Annotated in this window: 14 protein-coding genes; 9 read left to right on the top strand and 5 right to left on the bottom strand. The window is 59.1% G+C overall.

The annotated features are described in order from the left end of the window. Positions 1-81 precede the first annotated feature (81 nt). Positions 82-2,325 carry a polysaccharide deacetylase family protein gene (locus BS627_RS18865; RefSeq protein ID WP_077984720.1) on the bottom strand — a complete coding sequence of 748 codons (2,244 nt, stop codon included), beginning with the start codon at positions 2,323-2,325 and terminating at the stop codon, positions 82-84. Positions 2,326-2,497: 172 nt separating this feature from the next. Next, positions 2,498-2,887, bottom strand: a complete 390-nt coding sequence (locus BS627_RS18860; protein WP_077984719.1) for an acyl-CoA thioesterase — start codon at positions 2,885-2,887, stop codon at positions 2,498-2,500. A 134-nt stretch (positions 2,888-3,021) separates the two neighbouring features. Between BS627_RS18860 and BS627_RS18855 the strand changes: the two genes are divergently transcribed. Beyond that, a complete protein-coding gene (locus BS627_RS18855; RefSeq protein WP_077984718.1) occupies positions 3,022-3,255 on the top strand; it encodes a hypothetical protein in 234 nt (77 codons plus the stop codon). A 31-nt stretch (positions 3,256-3,286) separates the two neighbouring features. Here BS627_RS18855 and BS627_RS18850 read toward each other — a convergent pair whose 3' ends face one another. Then, positions 3,287-5,095 (bottom strand): ABC transporter ATP-binding protein/permease, encoded by a 1,809-nt coding sequence (locus BS627_RS18850; protein WP_077984717.1) that lies wholly within the window; start codon positions 5,093-5,095, stop codon positions 3,287-3,289. A 292-nt stretch (positions 5,096-5,387) separates the two neighbouring features. Here BS627_RS18850 and BS627_RS18840 point away from each other — a divergent pair, with 292 nt between their 5' ends. The 7 genes from BS627_RS18840 (at position 5,388) to BS627_RS18810 (ending at position 17,128) form a co-directional block, all read left to right on the top strand. Continuing rightward, on the top strand, positions 5,388-8,714 hold the full coding sequence (locus BS627_RS18840) for a transglutaminase family protein (protein WP_077984716.1): 3,327 nt from the start codon (positions 5,388-5,390) through the stop codon (positions 8,712-8,714). Position 8,715: 1 nt separating this feature from the next. Then, positions 8,716-11,121 carry a circularly permuted type 2 ATP-grasp protein gene (locus BS627_RS18835; RefSeq protein ID WP_077984715.1) on the top strand — a complete coding sequence of 802 codons (2,406 nt, stop codon included), beginning with the start codon at positions 8,716-8,718 and terminating at the stop codon, positions 11,119-11,121. 4 nt (positions 11,122-11,125) lie between these two features. Then, positions 11,126-12,004 carry a transglutaminase family protein gene (locus tag BS627_RS18830; protein WP_077984714.1) on the top strand — a complete coding sequence of 293 codons (879 nt, stop codon included), beginning with the start codon at positions 11,126-11,128 and terminating at the stop codon, positions 12,002-12,004. 168 nt (positions 12,005-12,172) lie between these two features. Further along, a complete protein-coding gene (locus BS627_RS18825) occupies positions 12,173-13,411 on the top strand; it encodes a vWA domain-containing protein (protein WP_077984713.1) in 1,239 nt (412 codons plus the stop codon). Positions 13,412-13,536: 125 nt separating this feature from the next. Further along, positions 13,537-15,159: an ABC-F family ATP-binding cassette domain-containing protein gene (locus BS627_RS18820; RefSeq protein ID WP_077984712.1), complete on the top strand. Its 1,623-nt coding sequence runs from the start codon at positions 13,537-13,539 to the stop codon at positions 15,157-15,159. A 60-nt stretch (positions 15,160-15,219) separates the two neighbouring features. Then, entirely contained in the window at positions 15,220-16,230 is a 1,011-nt protein-coding gene (locus BS627_RS18815) for a 2-hydroxyacid dehydrogenase (protein ID WP_077984711.1), read from the top strand. Between the two features lie 145 nt (positions 16,231-16,375). Beyond that, positions 16,376-17,128, top strand: a complete 753-nt coding sequence (locus BS627_RS18810; RefSeq protein WP_077984710.1) for a FadR/GntR family transcriptional regulator — start codon at positions 16,376-16,378, stop codon at positions 17,126-17,128. Positions 17,129-17,184: 56 nt separating this feature from the next. On the opposite strand, the gene BS627_RS18805 is transcribed toward BS627_RS18810, so the two are convergent. Both BS627_RS18805 and BS627_RS18800 read right to left on the bottom strand, forming a co-directional pair. Continuing rightward, the gene (locus tag BS627_RS18805; protein ID WP_077984709.1) at positions 17,185-17,982 is read right to left on the bottom strand and encodes a carbohydrate-binding protein; all 798 of its coding nucleotides are present in this window, start codon (positions 17,980-17,982) and stop codon (positions 17,185-17,187) included. A gap of 10 nt (positions 17,983-17,992) precedes the next feature. Next, positions 17,993-19,780, bottom strand: coding sequence for a heparinase II/III domain-containing protein (locus BS627_RS18800; protein WP_077984708.1), 1,788 nt, complete (start codon positions 19,778-19,780; stop codon positions 17,993-17,995). A gap of 247 nt (positions 19,781-20,027) precedes the next feature. Here BS627_RS18800 and BS627_RS18795 point away from each other — a divergent pair, with 247 nt between their 5' ends. After that, complete coding sequence (locus tag BS627_RS18795) at positions 20,028-20,957, top strand: carbohydrate ABC transporter permease (protein WP_202048328.1); 930 nt, start codon at positions 20,028-20,030, stop codon at positions 20,955-20,957. Position 20,958: the final 1 nt, after the last annotated feature.

The following is a 20,958-nucleotide window of genomic DNA, read 5'->3' as shown; positions in this document are numbered from 1 at the left end:
GAAACGGCAAAAGTGAACGCCAAATGCGAGCCGCAGAAACATCTGGCAAGACGGCCGAGAGATGGCGAACGAACAAGGTCGCTAGATGAACCGGAAGGGCAAACCTGAAATGAGCGCCTTGACGAAACGCTTTTTCTGAAAGCGACCATTCAGCGATACACGCGGCAGCTGCGTCGGCTTTTCAAGGCATCGGGGATCGATAACGCCAGCCTGCGTGGTCACGGCTGCAGAAAATCCTGCGTCGTGAACCGCTTTCGCTTCCCGTTCTCCCACAGCCTTTACCCAGCCATAGGGATATGAAAAGGACCGTGGCCGGTGGTCGACATAAGCTTCCACCCGACGCGTCGATTCCGCAATCTCATAAGCCAGACGCGTCGCATCGACCTTGCGCATATTCACATGCGTCACGGTATGTGCGCCGAAATGCACCAGAGGGTCTTGCGCCAGCGCCTTGAGCTCGTCTTCATCCATGACAAGTTCGTCCACGATCGCGATGGGATCGACGCCATGCTGCCTCGCGACACGATCGATCCTTTCCACCGCCTCGTCTTCCGAAAAATTCTGGACGAAATCTTCAAGCCGCGTGAATGCCTCCGCTTTCTGCGAAGGGCTGGCGCACGCCACCTGTTCCGGCCCCGCCCCGAAATCGAATTCGAAAGACGCGGCTTTCTGCGTCAAGGCGGCAGCGGTTTCCCACCAGAGGCTGCGTGTTCGCTCCACAAAACCCGGCGTGATGAAAATCGTGTAGGGAACGGCATATTTACGGAAGATCGGTGCGGCATACTCGGCATTGTTTCGATAGCCGTCGTCGAGTGTGAAGGCGCAGAAGGACCGGCCCTCGTGATTATCGGCTAGCAGAGCCGGCAGATCGTGCAGATGGACAGGAACAAGACCGCATTCGAGTGCGGTCTGTATCGCCTCTTCCAGAAATTGCGGCGTGACGGACAATTGCACATTGGGTGCGAAAGCCGAAACAACCCCTCCGGGGCGCACATGATGAAGCGTAAAGATTACGCCACGCCCGGCAAAAGACGGAAATGCCGAACGGACGGCCGGGAGAGAACTCACCTCCAGCCCCGCCCTTATGACTCCATATTTCACAAGGCGTTTTATCGGCTGAAAGAAAATTCTCCCCGATTGTCCTGATCTCAGGCCGGGAAGAAGGCGTTTTCTCACGACTCTCGAGACCGTCAGCGGCAGATCGATCAGGCCCGGCAAGGGATCCTTCGGCGCAAAGGCGGCCCAGCTGCGGATCTTGCCCAGAGAAGCAAGGTAGTTACCAATTTTCGCCTGCCCCCTCCGGGCCAATGTGAAAGCGGCAACGGCGTCGCGGACAAGATAGGACCAGGAAACACCCTGCCGCACATCGCCGGGCGGACCGACCGGCTCACCGTTGGCGACCCGCCATAGCAGGGCGCCAAGGTCGACGCCCGCCGCCGAGCAAAGGCCAAACCATGACCATGGGCGCGGATTGACATCGAGAAGCTTGAGTTTCCCGTCCCGATGGTCGAGCTTGAATTCCGCCTCGACCAGCCCGCTATGGCCGGCCGATTTCAGTATTTTTCGGGCCGCCTCCACCGCTTTCCCGTTGTCGACGACCTCGACGCGGGTGCTGGTATAGCCGAAATCGACAGGATATTGCCGGACGCGCCGGGCAGTGAATTCCGCTACCGGCTCTCCGTTCAGCCAGAGCGCCGCGTAGGAGAACTGGCTTTCTCCCCCACCCGGAATGAGTTCCTGCACGACGACATTGCCGACGCCGATCTCTTCACTCGCATCGGCAAAAGCCGTTTTCAAAGCATGGCGGTCATCGGCACGAATGACTTTTGCCCGGGCGATGGTGGTATCGCCACCCCCCATATTCGGCTTGAGAATGACGGGAAACAATATGTCCAGCGTGTCGATGTCAGCGGCCGATGTCAGTGCATAGGTACGCGGAATATCGACGCCGAGTTCTGCGGCGCGCTGATAAAGCAGCGGTTTTTCGCAGAGCCATTGCAGCTCCGCCCAATCCGGCAAAACGATCTTGTAAAGAGCGGAAAGCTCCTCACGATGCTGCGCAACGAGCTGGACCTCTCCGTCACCGGATGGCACCAGCAGACAGCCCTTCAAACCACGTTTCGCCGCCATCTGACGCAGGAACTCCATTGCTCCGGCGTCGTGCGGGCCATCCCAGCGGATTGTTTCCCGCACGAAGCGCGACCAGCCTGGCAACGGTGAATCATGGGTGAGATAATAGACAGGCACATTCAGGGCGCCGAGGCTGCGCGCAAGGGCGAGCGTGCCGTGAGCGCCGCCGACAATAACAACACCTGGAATGGTCAAAGCCTGATCCCCGTCCTATTCCATATCTTGATCGCAAAAATTGATAAATAAATTGGATATTTCTAAAGTATTGAGCGGACGGATATCGAATTGCGAAAAATCCGAAACGCCTATGCTTCTAGTCATTTGCAGGCGCCTCGGAATTGCTTTGAAAAAAAAAGCGGAAGCCGTCTCACGCCTCCTTGCCGACAGGACGCGGATCGCCGTTGTCGTCCACCGCGACCATGATGAAGACGGCCTCCGTCACCTTTTCGCGCGAATCCTGATAGTGCCTGCGGGTCCACGCCTCGATCTTCAATGTGACGGAGGTACGGCCGATCTTTTCGATTTTTGTATAGACACACAATGTATCGCCGATCTTGACCGGCTTCTTGAAGACAATCTCATTGACTGCGACGGTGACGGTGCGGCCGCCAGCCACATCATTGGCGCGGACGAAAGCGGCAAGGTCCATCTGCGACATGACCCAGCCGCCGAAAATATCGCCGGCCGGGTTGGCATCGGCGGGCATCGCAAGCGTTCTGAGCGTGAGTTCCATATCGGCAGGCGGTTGCTGGTCCATGTCTCAAAGTCCTTTCACAAGCCTCCCGCTGCCGGACTTAAACAACCGCACCCCATCCGCCAATAGCCGATTTGTCGCGGCAGCCCTTCCAAAACAGCAAGGAATCATAGAGCCGTCGTAAGCTTCGGTTAACCATGATGAGGCACGATTCCAAAAAACGCGAGGGCGTGCGAATGGCCTATGACTGGAGTGGAAACAACGCAATACAGCAGCGCTACGACCGTATTGTCCTGGTGGTCGCCAGCGTCGTCGCCATCAGCCTGGCGACCGGCACATTTGCCTTGCGTTCGCAGGTGGAGCCGGACACCACACTAAGCCTTGTCAAACAGTCGCGGCTCGCTTCGGATCAATGGCATCTTCGGCTATAGCCCGCTCCGAACAACTCCATAGCCCAACGGCCTATAGCGGAGCGCTGTCTGCCGGGGAGATATTTTCCTTCTGCGCGGTATGGTCGAGATGCGCCACGGCCGGGGCGAGAACCGACAGAAATGTTTCGGAGCGGCCGATGTAGATGATCGCCGCACTGTCGATCCCGTTCAGAACTTCCGCCAGCGTATCCTGCGTCTGTTTTTCCAACCCTTCGAGCAAATCATCGATAACGAGGAATTTCGGCTTCAGCAGCAGGGCGTTTGCAACCCGGATGCTGGCCTGCTCGTCTGAATCCAGTTTTTTATCCCAGCGAATGTTTTCATCGAGACGGGACGCCATCTCGCCAAGCCCGCAGGCAGCGAGCGCCGAGATATAATCGGCATCGGCAAAACGCTGGGGAGCGCGCGGATAGGCGAGGATTTCACGCAGCGAACCCGCCGGCAGATAGCCGTGCTGGGCGATGAAAAGCGTGTCGGACTGTTCGGGCATCTCTATCCTGCCCTGTCCCCAGGGCCACAGGCCCGCCATGGCCGCAAAAAGCAGCCTTCGGTTCACGCCCTGCTCGCCATTGATCATCAGTCGTTCGCCCGGCCCGATCGTGACTTCGCTCTCGCGCAGCTGGAAGCCGCGATCCAAATCCTGTCCGCCCGCATCACGGCAGATCACCACCGACTGGAGGCGGATTTTTTCATTCTCCGCGCTGCGTTGCAGATCGATCGCCAAGCCGTGCTGTTCGACGCTGTCCATCTCGATAAGGGCGTTACGGAACACCGAAACGCGCTGTAACGTGGCCTTCCAGCTGGCAATCGGTCCGAAATTGTCGATGTACCAGCGCAGCGCCGTGTTGACCTGGTTGAACGCACCCACGGCCATCATCAACCCGCCGAATGTCAGATTGCCGGAAAAATAAACGGGAGCTGCGATCAGGATCGGCGCCACCACTGCCAGCCAGCCATATCCCGCCGAAACCCATGTTAGATTTGTCAGGGCCATCGCCAGCCCTCGAATGACGCCAATCACCGCATCAACATCGATACCGATCCGCCGCCTTTCGTTCTTTTCACCGCGCGCAAGGGCAATGGCGGCAAGATTTTCGCTGGCCCGCATCAGCGAGAAGCGAAGCTCCGCTTCTTTGGAGTAACGCTCGGCATTCAGTCCAACCAGCCGATAACCGACGAGATTGCTGAGCAGGGAGGCTGAACCGGCGTAAAATATCGCCGCCCAAACCATGTAGCCGGGGATAGCATAGGTATCGCCGCCGATGGTGACAGCAAAGCCCGCCGAGAGCGACCAGAGGACGCCGATAAAGCTGATGAGCAGGATCGTCGCATTGACGAGCCCGATGGAAAGCGCCGTACTGCTTTCAGCGAGATTGCGGACATCGTCATGCAGGCGCTGGTCGGGGTTGATCGCAATCGTGCCGAAACCGGCAAGACGGGCGGCGCGCCCGGGTTTCAGCCATTGATCCACCATATCCTTGGCAAGACCTTCGCGCATGTTCAGCGCCGTCATCTGGTTCAGCCAGGTCTGGATGACGTTGAGGAGAAGCAACGCCCCCCCGATGATGGCGAAGACCTCCAGCTGGTGAATGAAGGCGGCAAGATCGCGCCGCTCCAGCGCATTGTAAAACGGCGCGTTCCATTCATTGAGCCTGATCTGGCCGTAAGCGGTGAGCAATATTACCGTGAGCAACGCCATCGACAGCAAGATCAGCCGATTGCGCACCGGCGAGGTCCAGAAGGCGCGCCCCATCATGCGCAGCTGCGCGGGAAAATCGAGATCGAAACCCGAAAGATTAGCCGCGCTTTTGCGCTGATCGTCGGTCACCGTTGTTGCCATTCATTCCATTCCGAAACGTCAGTCGGCAAAGAAAGCGGGGCGCGATTCTGCGCCTTTCGTTGCCAAGCAATAACACGCCGTTCAACCTTGTCCACAATCCCGGCGAAATCTCAGCTGCGATGATTGAAAAGCCCAGACAATTCTTCCCGCGGGCAAATATCGCGGCTTAACCCAACAATGCTGTCGCTTCCGGAAATGATCCTTGCTTTCTTTTCCTGCATTGCACAAAATCCGGATAATTTCAGAGGGGCGGACAAACCGCATAAGCCGGAAAACCGGGCAAGGCAGATTAATGGCGATCAAAGCGAGCATCTATCATCTGACGCATTATAAATACGACAATCCTGTTCGCCTTGGACCACAGATCATAAGATTAAAGCCCGCCTCGCACTCCAGAACCCGTGTCATCAGCCATTCGCTCAAGGTTTCGCCCTCCAATCACTTCGTGAACCTTCAGCAAGATCCTTACGGCAATTACCTCGCCCGCTTCGTTTTTCCCGAGCCGGCGACGGAATTTAAGATCGAGGTCGATCTTGTCGCCGATATGACGGTTTACAATCCGTTCGATTTCTTTGTGGAGGAAGAGGCGACAAAGTGGCCGTTCGATTATCCGCAGGAATTGCGGGACGATCTCTCCATCTACATGAAGCCGGAACCGACAGGCCCGCTGCTTGCCGCCTTCATGGCCACCGTCGACCGCACGCCGGGGCAGCAGACGGTGGACATGGTCGTTGGCCTCAATGCCCGCCTGCAACAGGAGATCGGTTACGTCATCCGCATGGAACCCGGCGTCCAGACGCCGGAGGAGACGCTCGCTTCCGGCAAGGGCTCCTGCCGCGATACCAGCTGGCTGCTCGTGCAGGTTCTGCGGCATCTTGGCCTCGCCGCCCGCTTCGTGTCGGGATATCTCATTCAGCTTACTCCCGATCTCAAGGCGCTGGATGGCCCATCCGGCACCGAAGTGGACTTCACCGATCTTCACGCCTGGGCCGAGGTCTATATGCCCGGCGCCGGCTGGATCGGGCTTGACCCGACCTCCGGGCTTCTGACAGGTGAAAGCCATATTCCGCTGGCCGCAACGCCGCATTATCGCAATGCCGCACCGATTTCCGGTGGTTATTTCGGCCACGCCAATACCGAATTCGCCTTCGACATGCAGGTCCGGCGTGTTGCCGAGACACCGCGTATCACCAAACCCTTTTCGGATGAAAGCTGGGAGGAGCTCAACGCGCTCGGTGAAGCGGTCGACGGCGTTCTGAACAGCCATGACGTCCGGCTGACCATGGGCGGCGAGCCGACCTTCGTTTCCATCGACGATTTCGAATCCGACGAATGGAACACCGGCGCAGTCGGGCCGACAAAGCGTGAAAAGGCCGACGCCCTGATCCGCCGCCTGCGTGAGCGTTTCGCACCGGGCGGCTTCCTGCATTACGGGCAGGGGAAATGGTATCCGGGCGAAACCCTGCCGCGCTGGACCTTTTCGCTCTACTGGCGGAAGGACGGACTGCCGATCTGGCAGAACCCGGCCCTGATTGCGGAGGAAGACGCCGATACGGGCGTCAAGGCCGAGGATGCGCAGAAGCTATTGGGTGGTATAGCCACTCAACTCGGCATTGAGCCTGATCTGGTGCTGCCAGCCTATGAGGATCCGGCCGAATGGATCATCAAGGAAGGCAGCCTGCCCGACAATGTCGACCCGTCCAATTCCAGACTGAAGGATCCGGAAGAGCGCAACCGTATCGCCCGCGTTTTCGAACGCGGTTTGACGACGCCCACCGGCTACATCCTGCCGGTACAGGCATGGAATGCGCGCGCCGCCGGCGAACGCTGGATCAGCGAAAAATGGAAGACGCGGCGCGGCAAGATTTTTCTCGTTCCGGGCGACAGCCCGGTCGGTTACCGCCTGCCCCTCGGCACCCTGCCCTATGTGCCGCCGTCGGCCTACCCCTATATTCATGAGGCCGACCCTTCTATCCCCAGGGGCCCGCTTCCCGATGTCTTGACGCCCTCCGGTCGCGCCATGCCCGAAGCCTCGTTCCAGGCAAGCGAAGTGGCCGGGCAGGAGCGCATAGAGCAGACGCTTGGTGAAATCGGCGGCGCGGTGCGCACCGCCATGTCAGTGGAACCGCGTGACGGAAGGCTTTGCGTTTTCATGCCGCCGGTCGAGCGCATCGAGGATTATCTCGAACTGATCGCGGCAGCGGAAGCGGCTGCCACAGAGCTTGGCCTGCCCGTCCATATCGAGGGTTACGCACCGCCGCATGACGAACGCCTCAATGTTATCCGCGTCGCGCCCGATCCCGGTGTGATCGAGGTCAACATCCACCCCGCTTCGAGCTGGAAAGATTGCGTCAATATCACTACGGCAGTCTATGAGGAGGCGCGCCAGTCGCGTCTCGGCGCCGACAAATTCATGATCGACGGCCGCCATACCGGCACCGGCGGCGGCAATCATGTGGTTGTCGGTGGGGCAAACCCCAATGACAGCCCCTTCCTGCGCCGGCCCGATCTTCTCAAAAGCCTCGTGCTGCACTGGCAGCGGCATCCCTCGCTCTCCTACCTCTTTTCCGGCCTGTTCATCGGCCCCACAAGTCAGGCGCCGCGCATCGACGAGGCCCGCCACGACAGTCTCTACGAACTGGAAATTGCGCTGGCGCAGGTGCCTGCCCCCGGTGAGGGCGCTCCGCCTCTGCCATGGCTGGTCGACCGGCTGTTCCGCAATCTTCTGACGGATGTGACGGGTAACACCCACCGGGCCGAAATCTGCATCGACAAGCTGTTTTCACCCGACGGGCCGACCGGGCGCCTCGGACTGGTGGAATTTCGCGGTTTCGAAATGCCGCCGAACGCGCGCATGTCGCTTGCCCAGCAATTGCTGGTGCGCGCCCTCATCGCCCGCTTCTGGAAAAATCCGGCCGCCGGCAAATTCGTGCGCTGGGGTACGGCGCTCGCCGACCGCTTCATGCTGCCGCATTATATCTGGGCGGATTTTCTCGATGTGCTTGCGGACCTCAGAGAAAACGGTTTCGACCTCAAGCCGGAATGGTTCACCGCCCAGCAGGAATTCCGTTTCCCCTTCTTCGGCGAGGTGGAATACGAGGGTGCGAAACTTGAGCTGCGCCAGGCGCTGGAGCCCTGGCATGTGATGGGCGAACAGGGCGCGATCGGCGGCACCGTGCGTTTTGTCGACAGCTCCGTGGAGCGCCTGCAGGTGCGGCTGGAAACCTCCAACCCTTCTCGTTACACCGTCGCCTGCAACGGACGCGCCGTGCCGATGACACCAACGGAAAACCGCAGTGTCGCGGTGGCCGGCGTGCGCTTCAAGGCGTGGCAGCCCTCTTCCGGCCTGCATCCCGTCCTGCCCGTCAATTCACCCTTGACCTTTGACATTTATGATACATGGTCGAGGCGATCGATCGGCGGATGCATCTATCATGTTGCTCATCCGGGCGGGCGCAATTACGAGACGTTTCCCGTCAACGGCAATGAGGCCGAGGCACGCCGCCTCGCCCGTTTCGAACCATGGGGGCATACGGCCGGGCAATATCCGCTGATGGCGGAAACCGTGTCGCCAGAATTTCCGCTGACGCTCGATCTGCGTCGGCCTTACGGAGTGTAAATTGTCCAAAGCCCCGGCAACGGAACGCAAGACGGAAACAGGCGCGCAACCACGCGGGCTTGAATATTCCCCCTTGCCGGGCGTTGCCGACGAAATGCTCGATACCAATGGCAAGGTCAGGCCGGTCTGGAAAACCCTGCTCGACGCCCTGTCGCGCATGTCGGAACGGGAATTGCACGAGCGCTTTGCCCGCACCGACCGCTATCTGCGCGACGCCGGCGTGTTCTACCGCGACTACGGCAAGGGCAGCAGCGAAAGAAACTGGCCGATCTCGCATATTCCGGTCCTGATCGACGACAGGGAATGGACAGTACTTTCCGAAGGACTGAAGCAGCGCGCCAATCTTCTCGAAGCCATGGTTGCCGATTTTTACGGCGAGAACCGGCTGGTGAAGGAAGGTTATGTGCCGCCAGCGCTGATTGCCTCCAATCCGGAATTTCTAAGGCCCATGGTCGGCGTGAAACCGGCAACCGGCCACTATCTGCATTTCTGTTCCTTCGAGATCGGCCGCGGACCTGACGGCAACTGGTGGGTACTGGCTGACCGCACGCAGGCACCGTCCGGCGCCGGTTTTGCTCTCGAAAACCGGGTGGCGACCACTCGCGCGCTTTCCGATATCTATGCGGAAACCCATGTCCACCGTCTCGCCTCGTTTTTCGGTGCTTTCCGCGACGCGCTGCAGGCGCAAAGAAAGCACCCCGATGACCGGATCGCCGTGCTGACGCCCGGTCCCGCCAACGAAACCTATTTCGAACACGCCTATATCGCCCGTTATCTCGGCTTCATGTTGCTGGAAGGCGAGGACCTCACCGTCGTCAACGGCCGCGTCATGGTCAGAACCGTGGCCGGGCTAAAACCGATCGGCGTTCTGTGGCGGCGTCTCGACGCCTCCTATTCCGACCCTCTGGAACTCAACCAGCACTCCCATATCGGCACGCCCGGCATGGTGCAGGCGCTGCGCAATGAGGCGCTCACCATCGTCAACGCGCTCGGCAGCGGCATTCTCGAAACCAGGGCGCTGCTCGCCTTCATGCCGCGCATCTGCCGCCACATTCTGGGCGAGGAGCTGAAACTGCCATCCATCGCCACCTGGTGGTGCGGTCAGGAAGCCGAACGCCGCCATGTCGCCGGCAATATCGAAGGCATGGTCATCGGGCCTGCCTATTCCCGGCTTCCCTTCTTCGACGACAACGGCCAGTCCGTGCTCGGCTCTTCCCTGAGAGAAACTGCAAAGGAATCGATCAGCGACTGGCTTACCTCCGACGGCCACAGGCTGGTGGGCCAGGAAGTGGTGAAGCTCTCGACCACCCCAGCCTATATCGACAACAAGCTCGTGCCGCGCCCGATGAGCCTTCGCGTTTTTGCTGCGCGCACCCAGGATGGCTGGCAGATCATGCCGGGCGGCTTCGCACGAATCGGCAGCGGTGACGATGTGTCTGCCATCGCCATGCAATCGGGCGGCAGCGCTGCCGATGTCTGGATCGTCAGCGACAGACCTGTGGAACGCACCACGCTTCTGCCGGCGGAAGAGAGCTTCACCCGCAATATGCCGGGCAGCCTGCCGAGCCGCGCAGCCGACAATCTGTTCTGGCTCGGGCGTTATATCGAGCGTTCGGAAGGCGCCCTGCGCATCCTGCGCGCCTGGCACGGGCGTTATGCCGAATCCGCCGATCCGCGCCAGCCGCTGCTTGCCCATGTGACACGCTATCTCGAAACGCTCGATGTGGAGATGAACGATGCCGTGCCGGAAAGCCTGCTGAACAACATCAACAGCGCGCTTTATTCCGCCAGCAACATTCGCGACCGCTTTTCGCCGGACGGGTGGCTGGCGCTGAACGACCTTGCCAAGACCGCCCGCCGTTTCCACGCGAAAGTGGCCCCCGGCGACGACGCTACCCATGCCATGACGATCCTTTTGCGCAAGCTTGCAGGCTTTGCCGGTCTCGTGCACGAAAACATGTATCGCTTCACCGGCTGGCGTTTCCTGTCGATCGGCCGTTACCTGGAGCGCGGCCTGCATATGACGCGTCTTCTCGGCCATATGACCGGCCCGGACGCGCCTGACGGCTCCTATGACATGCTGCTTGAAATCGGCGACAGCGTCATGACCCATCGCCGCCGCTACAACGTCAATACGGCCGGCCTGACCGTGACCGATCTTCTGGCGCTCGACCCGCTCAATCCCCGCTCGATCCTGTTCCAGCTGAACGAGATCCGCACCGAGGTGGAGCAGCTTCCGAACGCCTTCGTCAACGGTCAGATGTCGCCCTTCTACCGCGAGGCGATGCGCCTGCATTCCGGGCTTGCGGTCATGACGCCGGAAAACATGAACGGCGCGATCTATCGCCAGCTCGAAACCGACATGGAACATCTCTCCGATGTTCTGGCCCGGACCTATCTCGGATAATCCTATGCTTTACGATCTTTCCCTGCATATGGGTTACACTTACGACACGCTGGCCCACGGCGCGCGCCACATCATCCGCGTCCTGCCGCTCTCCATCCCCGGCCGGCAGCGGCTTGTCGCCGGCTCCATCGATGTTTCGCCTGTGCCGGAAGAACGTGCCACCTTCGAGGATTTCTTTCATCAATCGGCCACGTCAGTGCATCTGCGCGCACCGCATGAGAAGCTGGATATCCGCATGCAGGCCCGCGTGATGGTGGAGGCGCCGGCGCTGACGGCGGATTTCTCGCCCGAGCTTTCCCGCCTGCCGCAGGATCTGGCCGATGTCTGGTCGCTCGATTTCCAGTCGCCGCACCACTTCATCGGTGCGAGCCCGAGGATCGGAATGGACGCAACAATATCCGCCTATGCCCGGGAATTGCTGAAACCCGGAATGACCATTCGCGAGATCGCGCTCTCTCTATGCAAACGCATCCACAAGGACTTTACCTATGACGGCGAGGCGACGACCGTCGATACGACGCCATCGGAAGCCTTCAAGCTGAAGCGCGGCGTGTGCCAGGATTTTTCGCATATCATGATCATGGCGCTGCGCAGCCTCGGCATTCCCGCCGGTTATGTCAGCGGTTTCCTGCGCACCATTCCGCCACCGGGCAAGGAACGGCTTGAAGGCGCCGATGCAATGCATGCCTGGGTTCGCGTCTGGTGCGGAGAAGCGGCCGGTTACCTGGAACTCGATCCCACCAATGATATAGTCGCCGGAAGCGACCATATCGTTGTCGGTTACGGCCGGGACTATTCCGATGTCGCCCCGGTGATCGGTGTCTTGAAGAGCTATGGCAACCAGCAGATAAAACAGGCCGTCGACGTCATCCCCGTCCAATAATGACACGATGTGTATTATCGCGGCCATCGCGCCAGACAATTCTTGAAAATACTTCGAAAACTGCTCCAATGTGAACACTGTGTAAAATTGAACCGATCACGTTAGCGGATTTTACATCGTTTGCGGCTTTTCTGTGCTCAGTCGAATATTCTAATCTGTGAGCCCGTCATGACCGCCTCTGCACATCAAAAACCCAAGCGCCGTTTTCTTGCCAATACCAGCGGCAATTTCGGCATGATGACGGCCATCCTGCTGCCGGTCCTGCTGGGTTTTGCCGGCGCCGGCATGGAGTTGGCGAATGTGATGCAGGTGAAAGCGGATATGCAGAATACCGCGGATTCGGCGGCCCTTGCGGCGGCGACCGAGGCCCGTTTGAAAATGGGCGATATGACGGACGAGCAGATCAAGGAAATCGCTAAGAACTTCATCGCCGCCCAGATGGAAAAGAGCCTGACCGAGGAAGAGAAAAAGGAACTGGAGCAGAATTCTCCGACCAGCATTGCGACGACGGAAAATGCCCGCGGCAAGACCTACACCGTCGAGACCACGATCAACCGTCGGATAGAACTCAATCCGCTCCTGGGATTCATTGGCGCAAAAACGCTCGATCTTTCGGTAACGGGCACCGCAAAGAGCACCGTCAACAAGGGCGCACCGATCTCCATGTATCTGGCACTTGACCGTTCCGGTTCGATGTCATTCAAGACCGATACCATCAATACCGCAAAAAAATCGTGCCCGGTTTATACGGCAGACAATTGGGGTAGCAGCGAAGCGAGGGCCACATCCAGCCCTTGCTACATCAACAAGGCCACCTCGCTCAAAACGGCCGTTGGGTTCCTCGTCGCAACATTGAACAAGGCTGACCCGACCTACACGGCTAACGGCGGTTCAGAGCTCGTCCGAACAGGCGCCTCGGTCTATACGCATGAGACCTATGCGGCCCAGCCCATCAGCTGGGGTACGGGCAGCGTTGTCAGCTACGTTGACAAGCAAATCCCGGAATTCCCTACCGGAGGCACAGATGCCCGCAGCAGCCTGAACGCCGCTTATAACGCCCTTAAAAAATCCAACACCACCGAAGCGAAAGCACATAAAGACAAAGGCAGTGAATCGTTCGAGCGCTACATTGTTCTCATGACCGACGGCGAAATGACGGGCAACAGCGCCTCGTGGAACTCCAGCATCGACCAGTCGGTACGCACCACCTGCGAGACCGCCAAGAAAGACGGGATCAAGATTTTCAGCGTCGCCTTCATGGCGCCGGACAGGGGCAAGTCGCTGTTGCAATATTGTGCATCGAGCGCTGACAATTATTACGCGCCGGAAAACATGGAACAGATCGTCACAGCCTTTGGCGAAATCGCCCGCAAGGCTGCCGGCAGCATGGCCACGCTCACCAACTGATTCTGTTTCCGGAGCGGCTTCTCCGGAGCATCTTGTCGGCTGCATGGCTGACACGACACGTCCGGCAGGTGACAGTGGCGGCGGCCCGTGGCATAGGAGGGCCGCTCCCATTCACAGGCCCTGTCATGATCCGCATCGAAAACATCAGCAAGTCGAACAGTCACCGCATTCTCTATATCGAGGCTTCCGCCGCGCTCAATCGCGGCGAGAAGATCGGCCTTGTCGGCCCGAATGGCGCCGGCAAGACCACGCTGTTCCGGATGATCACCGGCGAAGAGCAGCCCGACGAGGGCCAGGTCGTCGTTGAAAAGGGCATGACGGTCGGTTATTTCGATCAGGATGTCGGTGAAATGTCCGGCCGCTCGGCCGTCGCGGAAGTCATGGAAGGGGCAGGCCCCGTCAGCGAAGTGGCGGCGGAGCTTCGGGAACTGGAAGCCGCCATGTCCGACCCCGACCGGATGGACGAGATGGACGCCATCATCGAACGTTACGGCGAAGTGCAGGCGCGTTATGAGGAGCTGGACGGCTACGCGCTGGAAGGCCGTGCGCGTGAGGTGTTGGATGGCTTGAGCTTCAGCCAGGAAATGATGGACGGCGATGTTTCCAAGCTTTCCGGCGGCTGGAAGATGCGCGTGGCGCTTGCCCGTATTCTTCTCATGCGCCCTGACGTGATGCTGCTCGACGAACCGTCGAACCATCTCGATCTCGAAAGCCTGATCTGGCTCGAAGACTTCCTGAAGAACTACGACGGCGCGCTGCTTATGACCTCGCATGACCGCGAATTCATGAACCGCATCGTCACCAAGATCATCGAAATCGATGCCGGCAATCTCACCACCTATTCCGGTGACTACGGCTTTTACGAGCAGCAGCGCGCGCAGAACGAAAAGCAGCAGCAGGCGCAGTTCGAGCGCCAGCAGGCTATGCTCGCCAAGGAAATCAAGTTCATCGAACGCTTCAAGGCCCGCGCTTCGCACGCCTCGCAGGTGCAGAGCCGTGTGAAGAAACTCGAGAAGATTGACCGCGTCGAGCCGCCAAAACGGCGTCAGACGGTTGCTTTCGAATTTGCGCCCGCTCCTCGCTCAGGCGAGGATGTCGTGGCGCTGAAGAAGGTCAACAAGACCTATGGCAGCCGCACGATCTACGACGAGCTCGATTTCATGGTGCGGCGCAAGGAACGCTGGTGCATCATGGGCATCAACGGCGCCGGAAAATCGACGCTGCTGAAGCTGGTGACCGGCACGGCGGAACCGGATTCCGGCAATGTCACCCTCGGCGCCAGCGTCAAGCTCGGCTATTTCGCCCAGCATGCCATGGATGTGCTTGATGGCGACAGCACCATTCTTGAATGGCTGGAGGAGCGTTTTCCGAAGGCGGGGCAGGCGCCGTTGCGCGCCCTTGCCGGCTGTTTCGGCTTTTCCGGCGACGACGTGGAAAAACGTTGCCGTGTTCTTTCCGGCGGCGAAAAGGCCCGGCTCGTCATGGCCGCCATGCTGTTCGATCCGCCGAACTTCCTCGTGCTGGACGAGCCGACCAACCATCTCGATCTCGACACCAAGGAAATGCTGATCAAGGCTCTGTCAAATTATGAAGGCACGATGCTGTTCGTTTCGCACGACCGCCATTTCCTGGCCGCACTTTCGAACCGGGTGCTGGAACTGACGCCTGACGGTATCCACCAATATGGCGGCGGCTATACCGAATATGTCGAAAGCACGGGACAGGAGGCACCGGGTCTTCGCAGCTAAGATATCTGCCGGACGCATCGCCCTGTCACGGCAGCTTTCGTTTGGAGACTGGAGAAACAGATGCGGATCGTGGTCTACAGCGCCAAACCCTATGACAGGCAGTTCCTTGACGCTGCAGCCCACGCTGACATGCGGATGCAATATTGCGAAGCACGTCTGTCTCCAGAGACAGTTGGGCTGGCGGAGGGAGCGGCGGCGATCTGCGCCTTTGTTAATGACGACCTGTCGCGGCCGGTGCTTGAAAAGCTTGCGGAAATGGGTGTCCGGCTCATCGCCCTGCGCTGCGCCGGTTTCAATCAGGTCGATCTCGCCGCCGCCGAAAAGCTCGACCTGACCGTTGCGCGCGTGCCAGCCTATTCGCCCTATGCGGTCGCCGAACACACCATGGCGCTCATCCTGTCGCTCAACCGCAAGATCCACCGCGCCTATAACCGTGTCCGCGAAGGAAACTTCGCCCTCGATGGCCTGCTTGGCTTCGATCTTCACGGGAAGACCGTCGGCATTGTCGGCACGGGCAAGATCGGGGCGATTTTCGCGCGCATTGCGGCCGGCTTCGGCTGCCGTCTCGTCGGCCACGATCTACGGCCAAATCCGGATTGCGAGGCGCTGGGCATGGTCTACGTCACGCGCGAGGAGCTGTTCCGAACATCGGACATTCTGGCGCTGATGTGCCCGCTCACACCGGAGACCCGTCACCTTATTCGTGGAGAGACACTGCCGCTTCTGAAAAAGGGCGTGATGCTCATCAATACCAGCCGCGGCGTCATCATCGACACGCAGGCGGCAATTGCAGGCCTGAAAGACGGCACGATCGGCAGTCTCGGCATCGATGTCTATGAAGAAGAGGCCGATCTCTTTTTCGAGGATCTTTCCAACGACGTGCTGCGCGACGATGTTTTCGCGCGGCTGCTGACCTTTCCAAATGTTCTGGTCACCGGTCATCAGGGCTTCTTCACGCAGGAGGCGCTCAAAAATATCGCGGACACCACGATCGGCAATATTGAGAGCTTTTTCAGGACCGGCAGGGCGTTGCATGCCGTTTCCACGGAACAGTTTGCTGGCCCGGCCTAGTGTCTCCGGTCAGAATCGGGAAGATTTTTAGTACCATTCTGCGCCTCCTCTGCATGAAGGCAGGTAAAATTGGTATGATCATTGAGTTTTAATGAAATTCATCATACATATTTGACAGGCTCCACGCCTGCCTCGATTTCAATGCATGGTGACCGACGTGCCTGAACAGCAAAAACAGCGCAGCAAATCCTCCGGTTCTCTGGTAAGCAGAGTTAGCCTCAGCCTGAGAAACGCGATTGCCTCCGGGCAATATGGGCCCGGCGACCGCCTGCCCAGCGAGATCGAGATGACGGAAACCCATGGCGTCAGCCGCACCGTCGTGCGCGAGGCGGTGACGGCGCTACGCTGCGACGGACTGGTGGAGGTGCGTCAGGGAGCGGGCATTTTCGTACTGAAGCATGAAAAGGACACGTCACCCACACCCGGTGTTGACCGCGCCCGGCTTTCTTCCGATCTGGAGGTGCTGGAAATCAGGACGCCGCTTGAAATCGAAGCGGCGGGGCTCGCCGCCCTCCGCCGCTCGCCATCGCAAGAGGAAGCGATTTTCGACTGTCACGCCCGGCTTCTGCAATGTATCGAGGAGAACCGCTCCATTCGTGAGGCGGATCTGGCGCTGCATCTCGCCATTGCGGCCGCCACCAACAATCCGCTTTTCACACAGTTCCTCGAACTGCACGGCCAGACCGTGATTCCACAATCGCGCGTGGTTTCCGAAACCGGCGAGAACGACCAGACAGCTTACCGGCGATTGATCCACAAGGAGCACGAGGCAATCGTCATCGCCATATCGGACCGGAACGAACAAGCCGCAAAGCTGGCGATGCAAGCGCATCTGCGCGGCAGCCAGCACCGTTACCGCGACATGATGCGCGACATGCGCGGCATCGCACACAGCTAAAGGATTTCACGTAAACCCGGGTCGTCGCTTTGTGTTCTGAAAGGCGCGATCAGGGGCTACGGCGCTTCCCGCAGATCCGCCCCCCAGACCTCGATCTGCGTCAGCGCGGGAAAGGGCGAAGGGTCGTCCGCTTTTTTAAGATCATGCAGACGGATCCACTCCACCCGGCGCGGCACAACCGGGAAGGTTTGGGCCACACCGGTTTTCTGCAGGGAAAAGCTCGCACTTTCGCCGTCGGAAAAAGTGACGCTCGCTTTTTCCCACCAGGCATCATGGGGAAAGTCCGCCCGCAGGTAAAAAGTCAGCTGGTCGATAAGGACTGCGCGGCCGAATACAAGGGTCAGCGAAGCTTCGGGATCGCGGTTGATGCCCCAGCTTGTATAGGGCCAGAAGCCGTGGCCCGCGCTCGCCTTTTCACCATCGATAACATTGCGGGCTGCGAAGGCCGCCTCCCCACGCGTTTCCGTGCTCGCATAAACGTGCGGAAACAGCGAGGTGTTCTCATGATCGTCAAACGGGTTGAGCGCCAGATTCCTGCGAACTCCAATTTCACCGGCAAGTGTGCGGCGCGCGGCGATCCTGTGAAGATTGCCGCTGAACGCCTGCGGCGGATAGGATTTGCGTTTCGCCGCGGAAGGAATGGGCAGGGTGAATTCATTTCCGTGCAGGAAAACCAGCGTCGGCTGCATGCCGGCGTCGAGCGCAAGCCAGATATGACCGGGCTGTGAAATCTCAACGACAAGCCTGTCACCCTCGCAATATTCTGCGCGATAGACGAGCAGAGCTTCGTCCTCCGCTTCGGCTTTCGCCAGAACATCACCCAGCGCATTGACGACCTTGAGTGTAAGTTTCATCGGCACTTCCTTAACTGATCGTCAGGCACAGACGCTGGGCTGCGATGGGGATGAGAATGCGATAGATCACCGGGGGCCAGGACTGGCGAAGGCGGGCATCGTCGATTGTTATGGCTTCGATTGCGGGTTCTCCCGCGCCTTCGCAGGCTATCTCTCCCAACCCCGCAAAGTTCAGGACACCCGGCGTGACAGCGGGCTTTTCGGCAACCATCAGCGACAGAACCGCCTCCTGCCCGCCGTGATAGTCGTCAACGACTTCCACATGGCTGCCACGCAGCAATCGGACGCGGCGACGATAGTGTTCAACACGCGCCATGGCGGGATAGGCCCTGGCTATGTCAAAAGAGACTTCCGCCTGCTCTTCGGAAAATTCGGTCGCAAAATCTGTCGCGGCAAACTCTGCCCCGGCAGCCTGCATGACGCCGCCGAAAGTCGGCAGATTGTGAAAGGCCGATTGCATCGTCCAGATGTCGTAGCGTTGCGGCGAGAAGGTTTTTGCGGTGTAGGCTTCCACCCCGACATCGATGATGAACGGCCGGCCGTTCTTATAAAGCGTGAAACTGCCGACATCGTTATGATTGTGGCTCTCACCATTATTACCCGCCTTAACGGCAAGATCGAAAACCCCGTCGCGGGCAATCGCCAGACCGATACCGGGATAGGCGATATCGATCTTTGCCGGTTCCGCCGGGACAGGCGCGGACAATTCCGGGATGGCGAGAACTGCCTGGACCCGATACCAGAGATTCCACTCCTTGCACATCATCCGGTCCGGTGAGCGGTTCCAGCAGGCGGCAGCGAAAGCCTGAAGCGGTAGCGAAGAAACGGCCCTGCCGAAGAGATATTCCCGCACGCCGGATGTCTCGACCTTCGCCGGCGCATCGGCGAAGTTGAAGAACCGGTCTTCCGCCACGTGCATGTTGAGAATGAATTCGGCCATGCTGCGCAGCTTCGGCGCATGAAAGAGCGACGCCATGAAGCCCGGCGCAGAGGCTTCGAGAATGCTCATCGCCCCGAACAGGCAAAGCGCCGCATGGCCATAATAAAGAACGCCCTCTTCGCAGGCGCCGTCTTCCGCATAATCCTTTTGAAACGCATCGAGACTCTTGAGCGCCTTTTCCACGACCGCACGTCTCGTCGACTGGTCTATGGGCAATAGCAGGGTCGAGAGAAGGACGTTCTGGGTGATCCAGGCCGTCCAGTTGTTCATCCGTTCGTCGCCATTTCCCATCCACCAGAAATGCCGGGCGAGATAGGGCTTCGTGATACGCCTGTCGATCTCGGCGCGGATGCGGGAAACAAGGTTTGCATTCGCTCTTTCCAGTTCCGGTGCCAGCAAATGCAGGCACAAAGCGAGATTGGCGCCCGTTTCGGCGGCGAACAGGTCGATCACCGGGTTCTGCGGATCGGGCAGAGAATCTCGCGGGCCGCCGCGAATATGGGAATTATGGGCGGGCAATTGCCAGCCGCTTTCCTCGCATATCAGCCAAAGACCATCGATGATGGCATCGAGAAAGCGACCCTGCCCCTCGGCGCATTCTCCAAGAACCAGCGCGTTCAGCTTCAGTCTTCGGGAAAAATAAAGCGCCTCGAAACGATCGCGATTGCCGGTGCGGCTATATTCCCGGTAGTCGCCCGCCAGAATTGTGGACCAAGGTTCGTCAAGCGTCTGCTCCGCCGCCTCGATGAGACCACGGGAAACCGCGCCCGGCGCTGAAGACCGTATTTTCTGCGCCGTCAGTTCCGCGCCGAAATCGGCGAACCGCTCTGGCAGAAAACGCATCCTTTCGACAAACACGCCCTCAAACCTCCCGCGCGTTCCGCAATCCGATACGGGCCTCCTATCATACGTATTTCCGAAAAACCAGAAAATTTGTCTGACTTTATGCAAAGTTGTTTGACCAATATCGATATTGTGTTATCCAGAGCGCGGGAGGCGGCAGGGCGAAGACCTGGACCGCAATGGAACATGCAGGCAGCCGCCACCGATTAAGCGGTGAAACGGCGGCAATGGGAGATATGCTGTGGCAATCGCAACCGCGACCATGTCCGACAAGCAGGCGACTCCGTATCGCAGGAAAAAACGCCGCATCGTCTCCAAACGGCGGCGCGGAATAGAAAATGCGCTCGTCGCCTATTCCTTCATTGCGCCCAATTTTCTCGGCTTTGCGATTTTCACGCTCGGACCGATCCTCTTTGCCTTTGCGTTGGCCTTCATGCATTGGGACGGCTCCAATGCCATGCGTTTTGCCGGTCTCGATAATTTCTGGCGGCTTTTCGAGGATAAGGCCTTCATCGCGGCCTTCTGGAACACGGTCATCTACACCGTCGCGTCAGTGCCGGCCACGCTCGCCTGCGCACTCGGTCTCGCGATTCTGCTTAACCAGAAAATCCTCGGCCGCAATTTCTTTCGCACGGCCATGTTCTTTCCCTATGTCGCATCATTGGTCGCCGTGGCCGTCGTCTGGAACATGATTTTCAATCCGGAGATGGGTCCGGTCAACATGCTGCTCTATACGCTCGGCCTCGATCCCGCCGACATGCCGGGATGGGCGGCGGACCGGCACTGGGCCATGGTCACGGTCATTCTCTTCGGCGTCTGGAAGAGCATGGGATATTACATGGTCATCTATCTCGCCGGGCTGCAGGGCATCAACTCGGAGCTTTATGAAGCCGCGGGGCTAGATGGCGCCAATGCCTGGCAGAAATTCATCCACGTCACCCTGCCACAGCTTGCGCCGACGACCTTTTTCGTCACCGTTATGCTGACGATCCAGTCCTTCAAGGTTTTCGATCAGGTCTATATGATCACGCAGGGCGGTCCCGGCACCTCGACGCTCGTTCTCGTCTACCACATCTACAATGAGGCCTTCATTTCCTGGGATCTCGGCTATTCCAGCATGATCGCGCTCGTCCTGTTCTTCCTGGTCTTGGTGGTCACCATCGTCCAGTTCAAACGGCAGCGGGAGGATTGAT

It is taken from the genome of Agrobacterium salinitolerans, assembly GCF_002008225.1.
In the GTDB taxonomy this organism is placed as follows: Bacteria; Pseudomonadota; Alphaproteobacteria; order Rhizobiales; family Rhizobiaceae; genus Agrobacterium; species Agrobacterium salinitolerans.
This window is presented reverse-complemented; position numbering and strand designations above follow the sequence as displayed.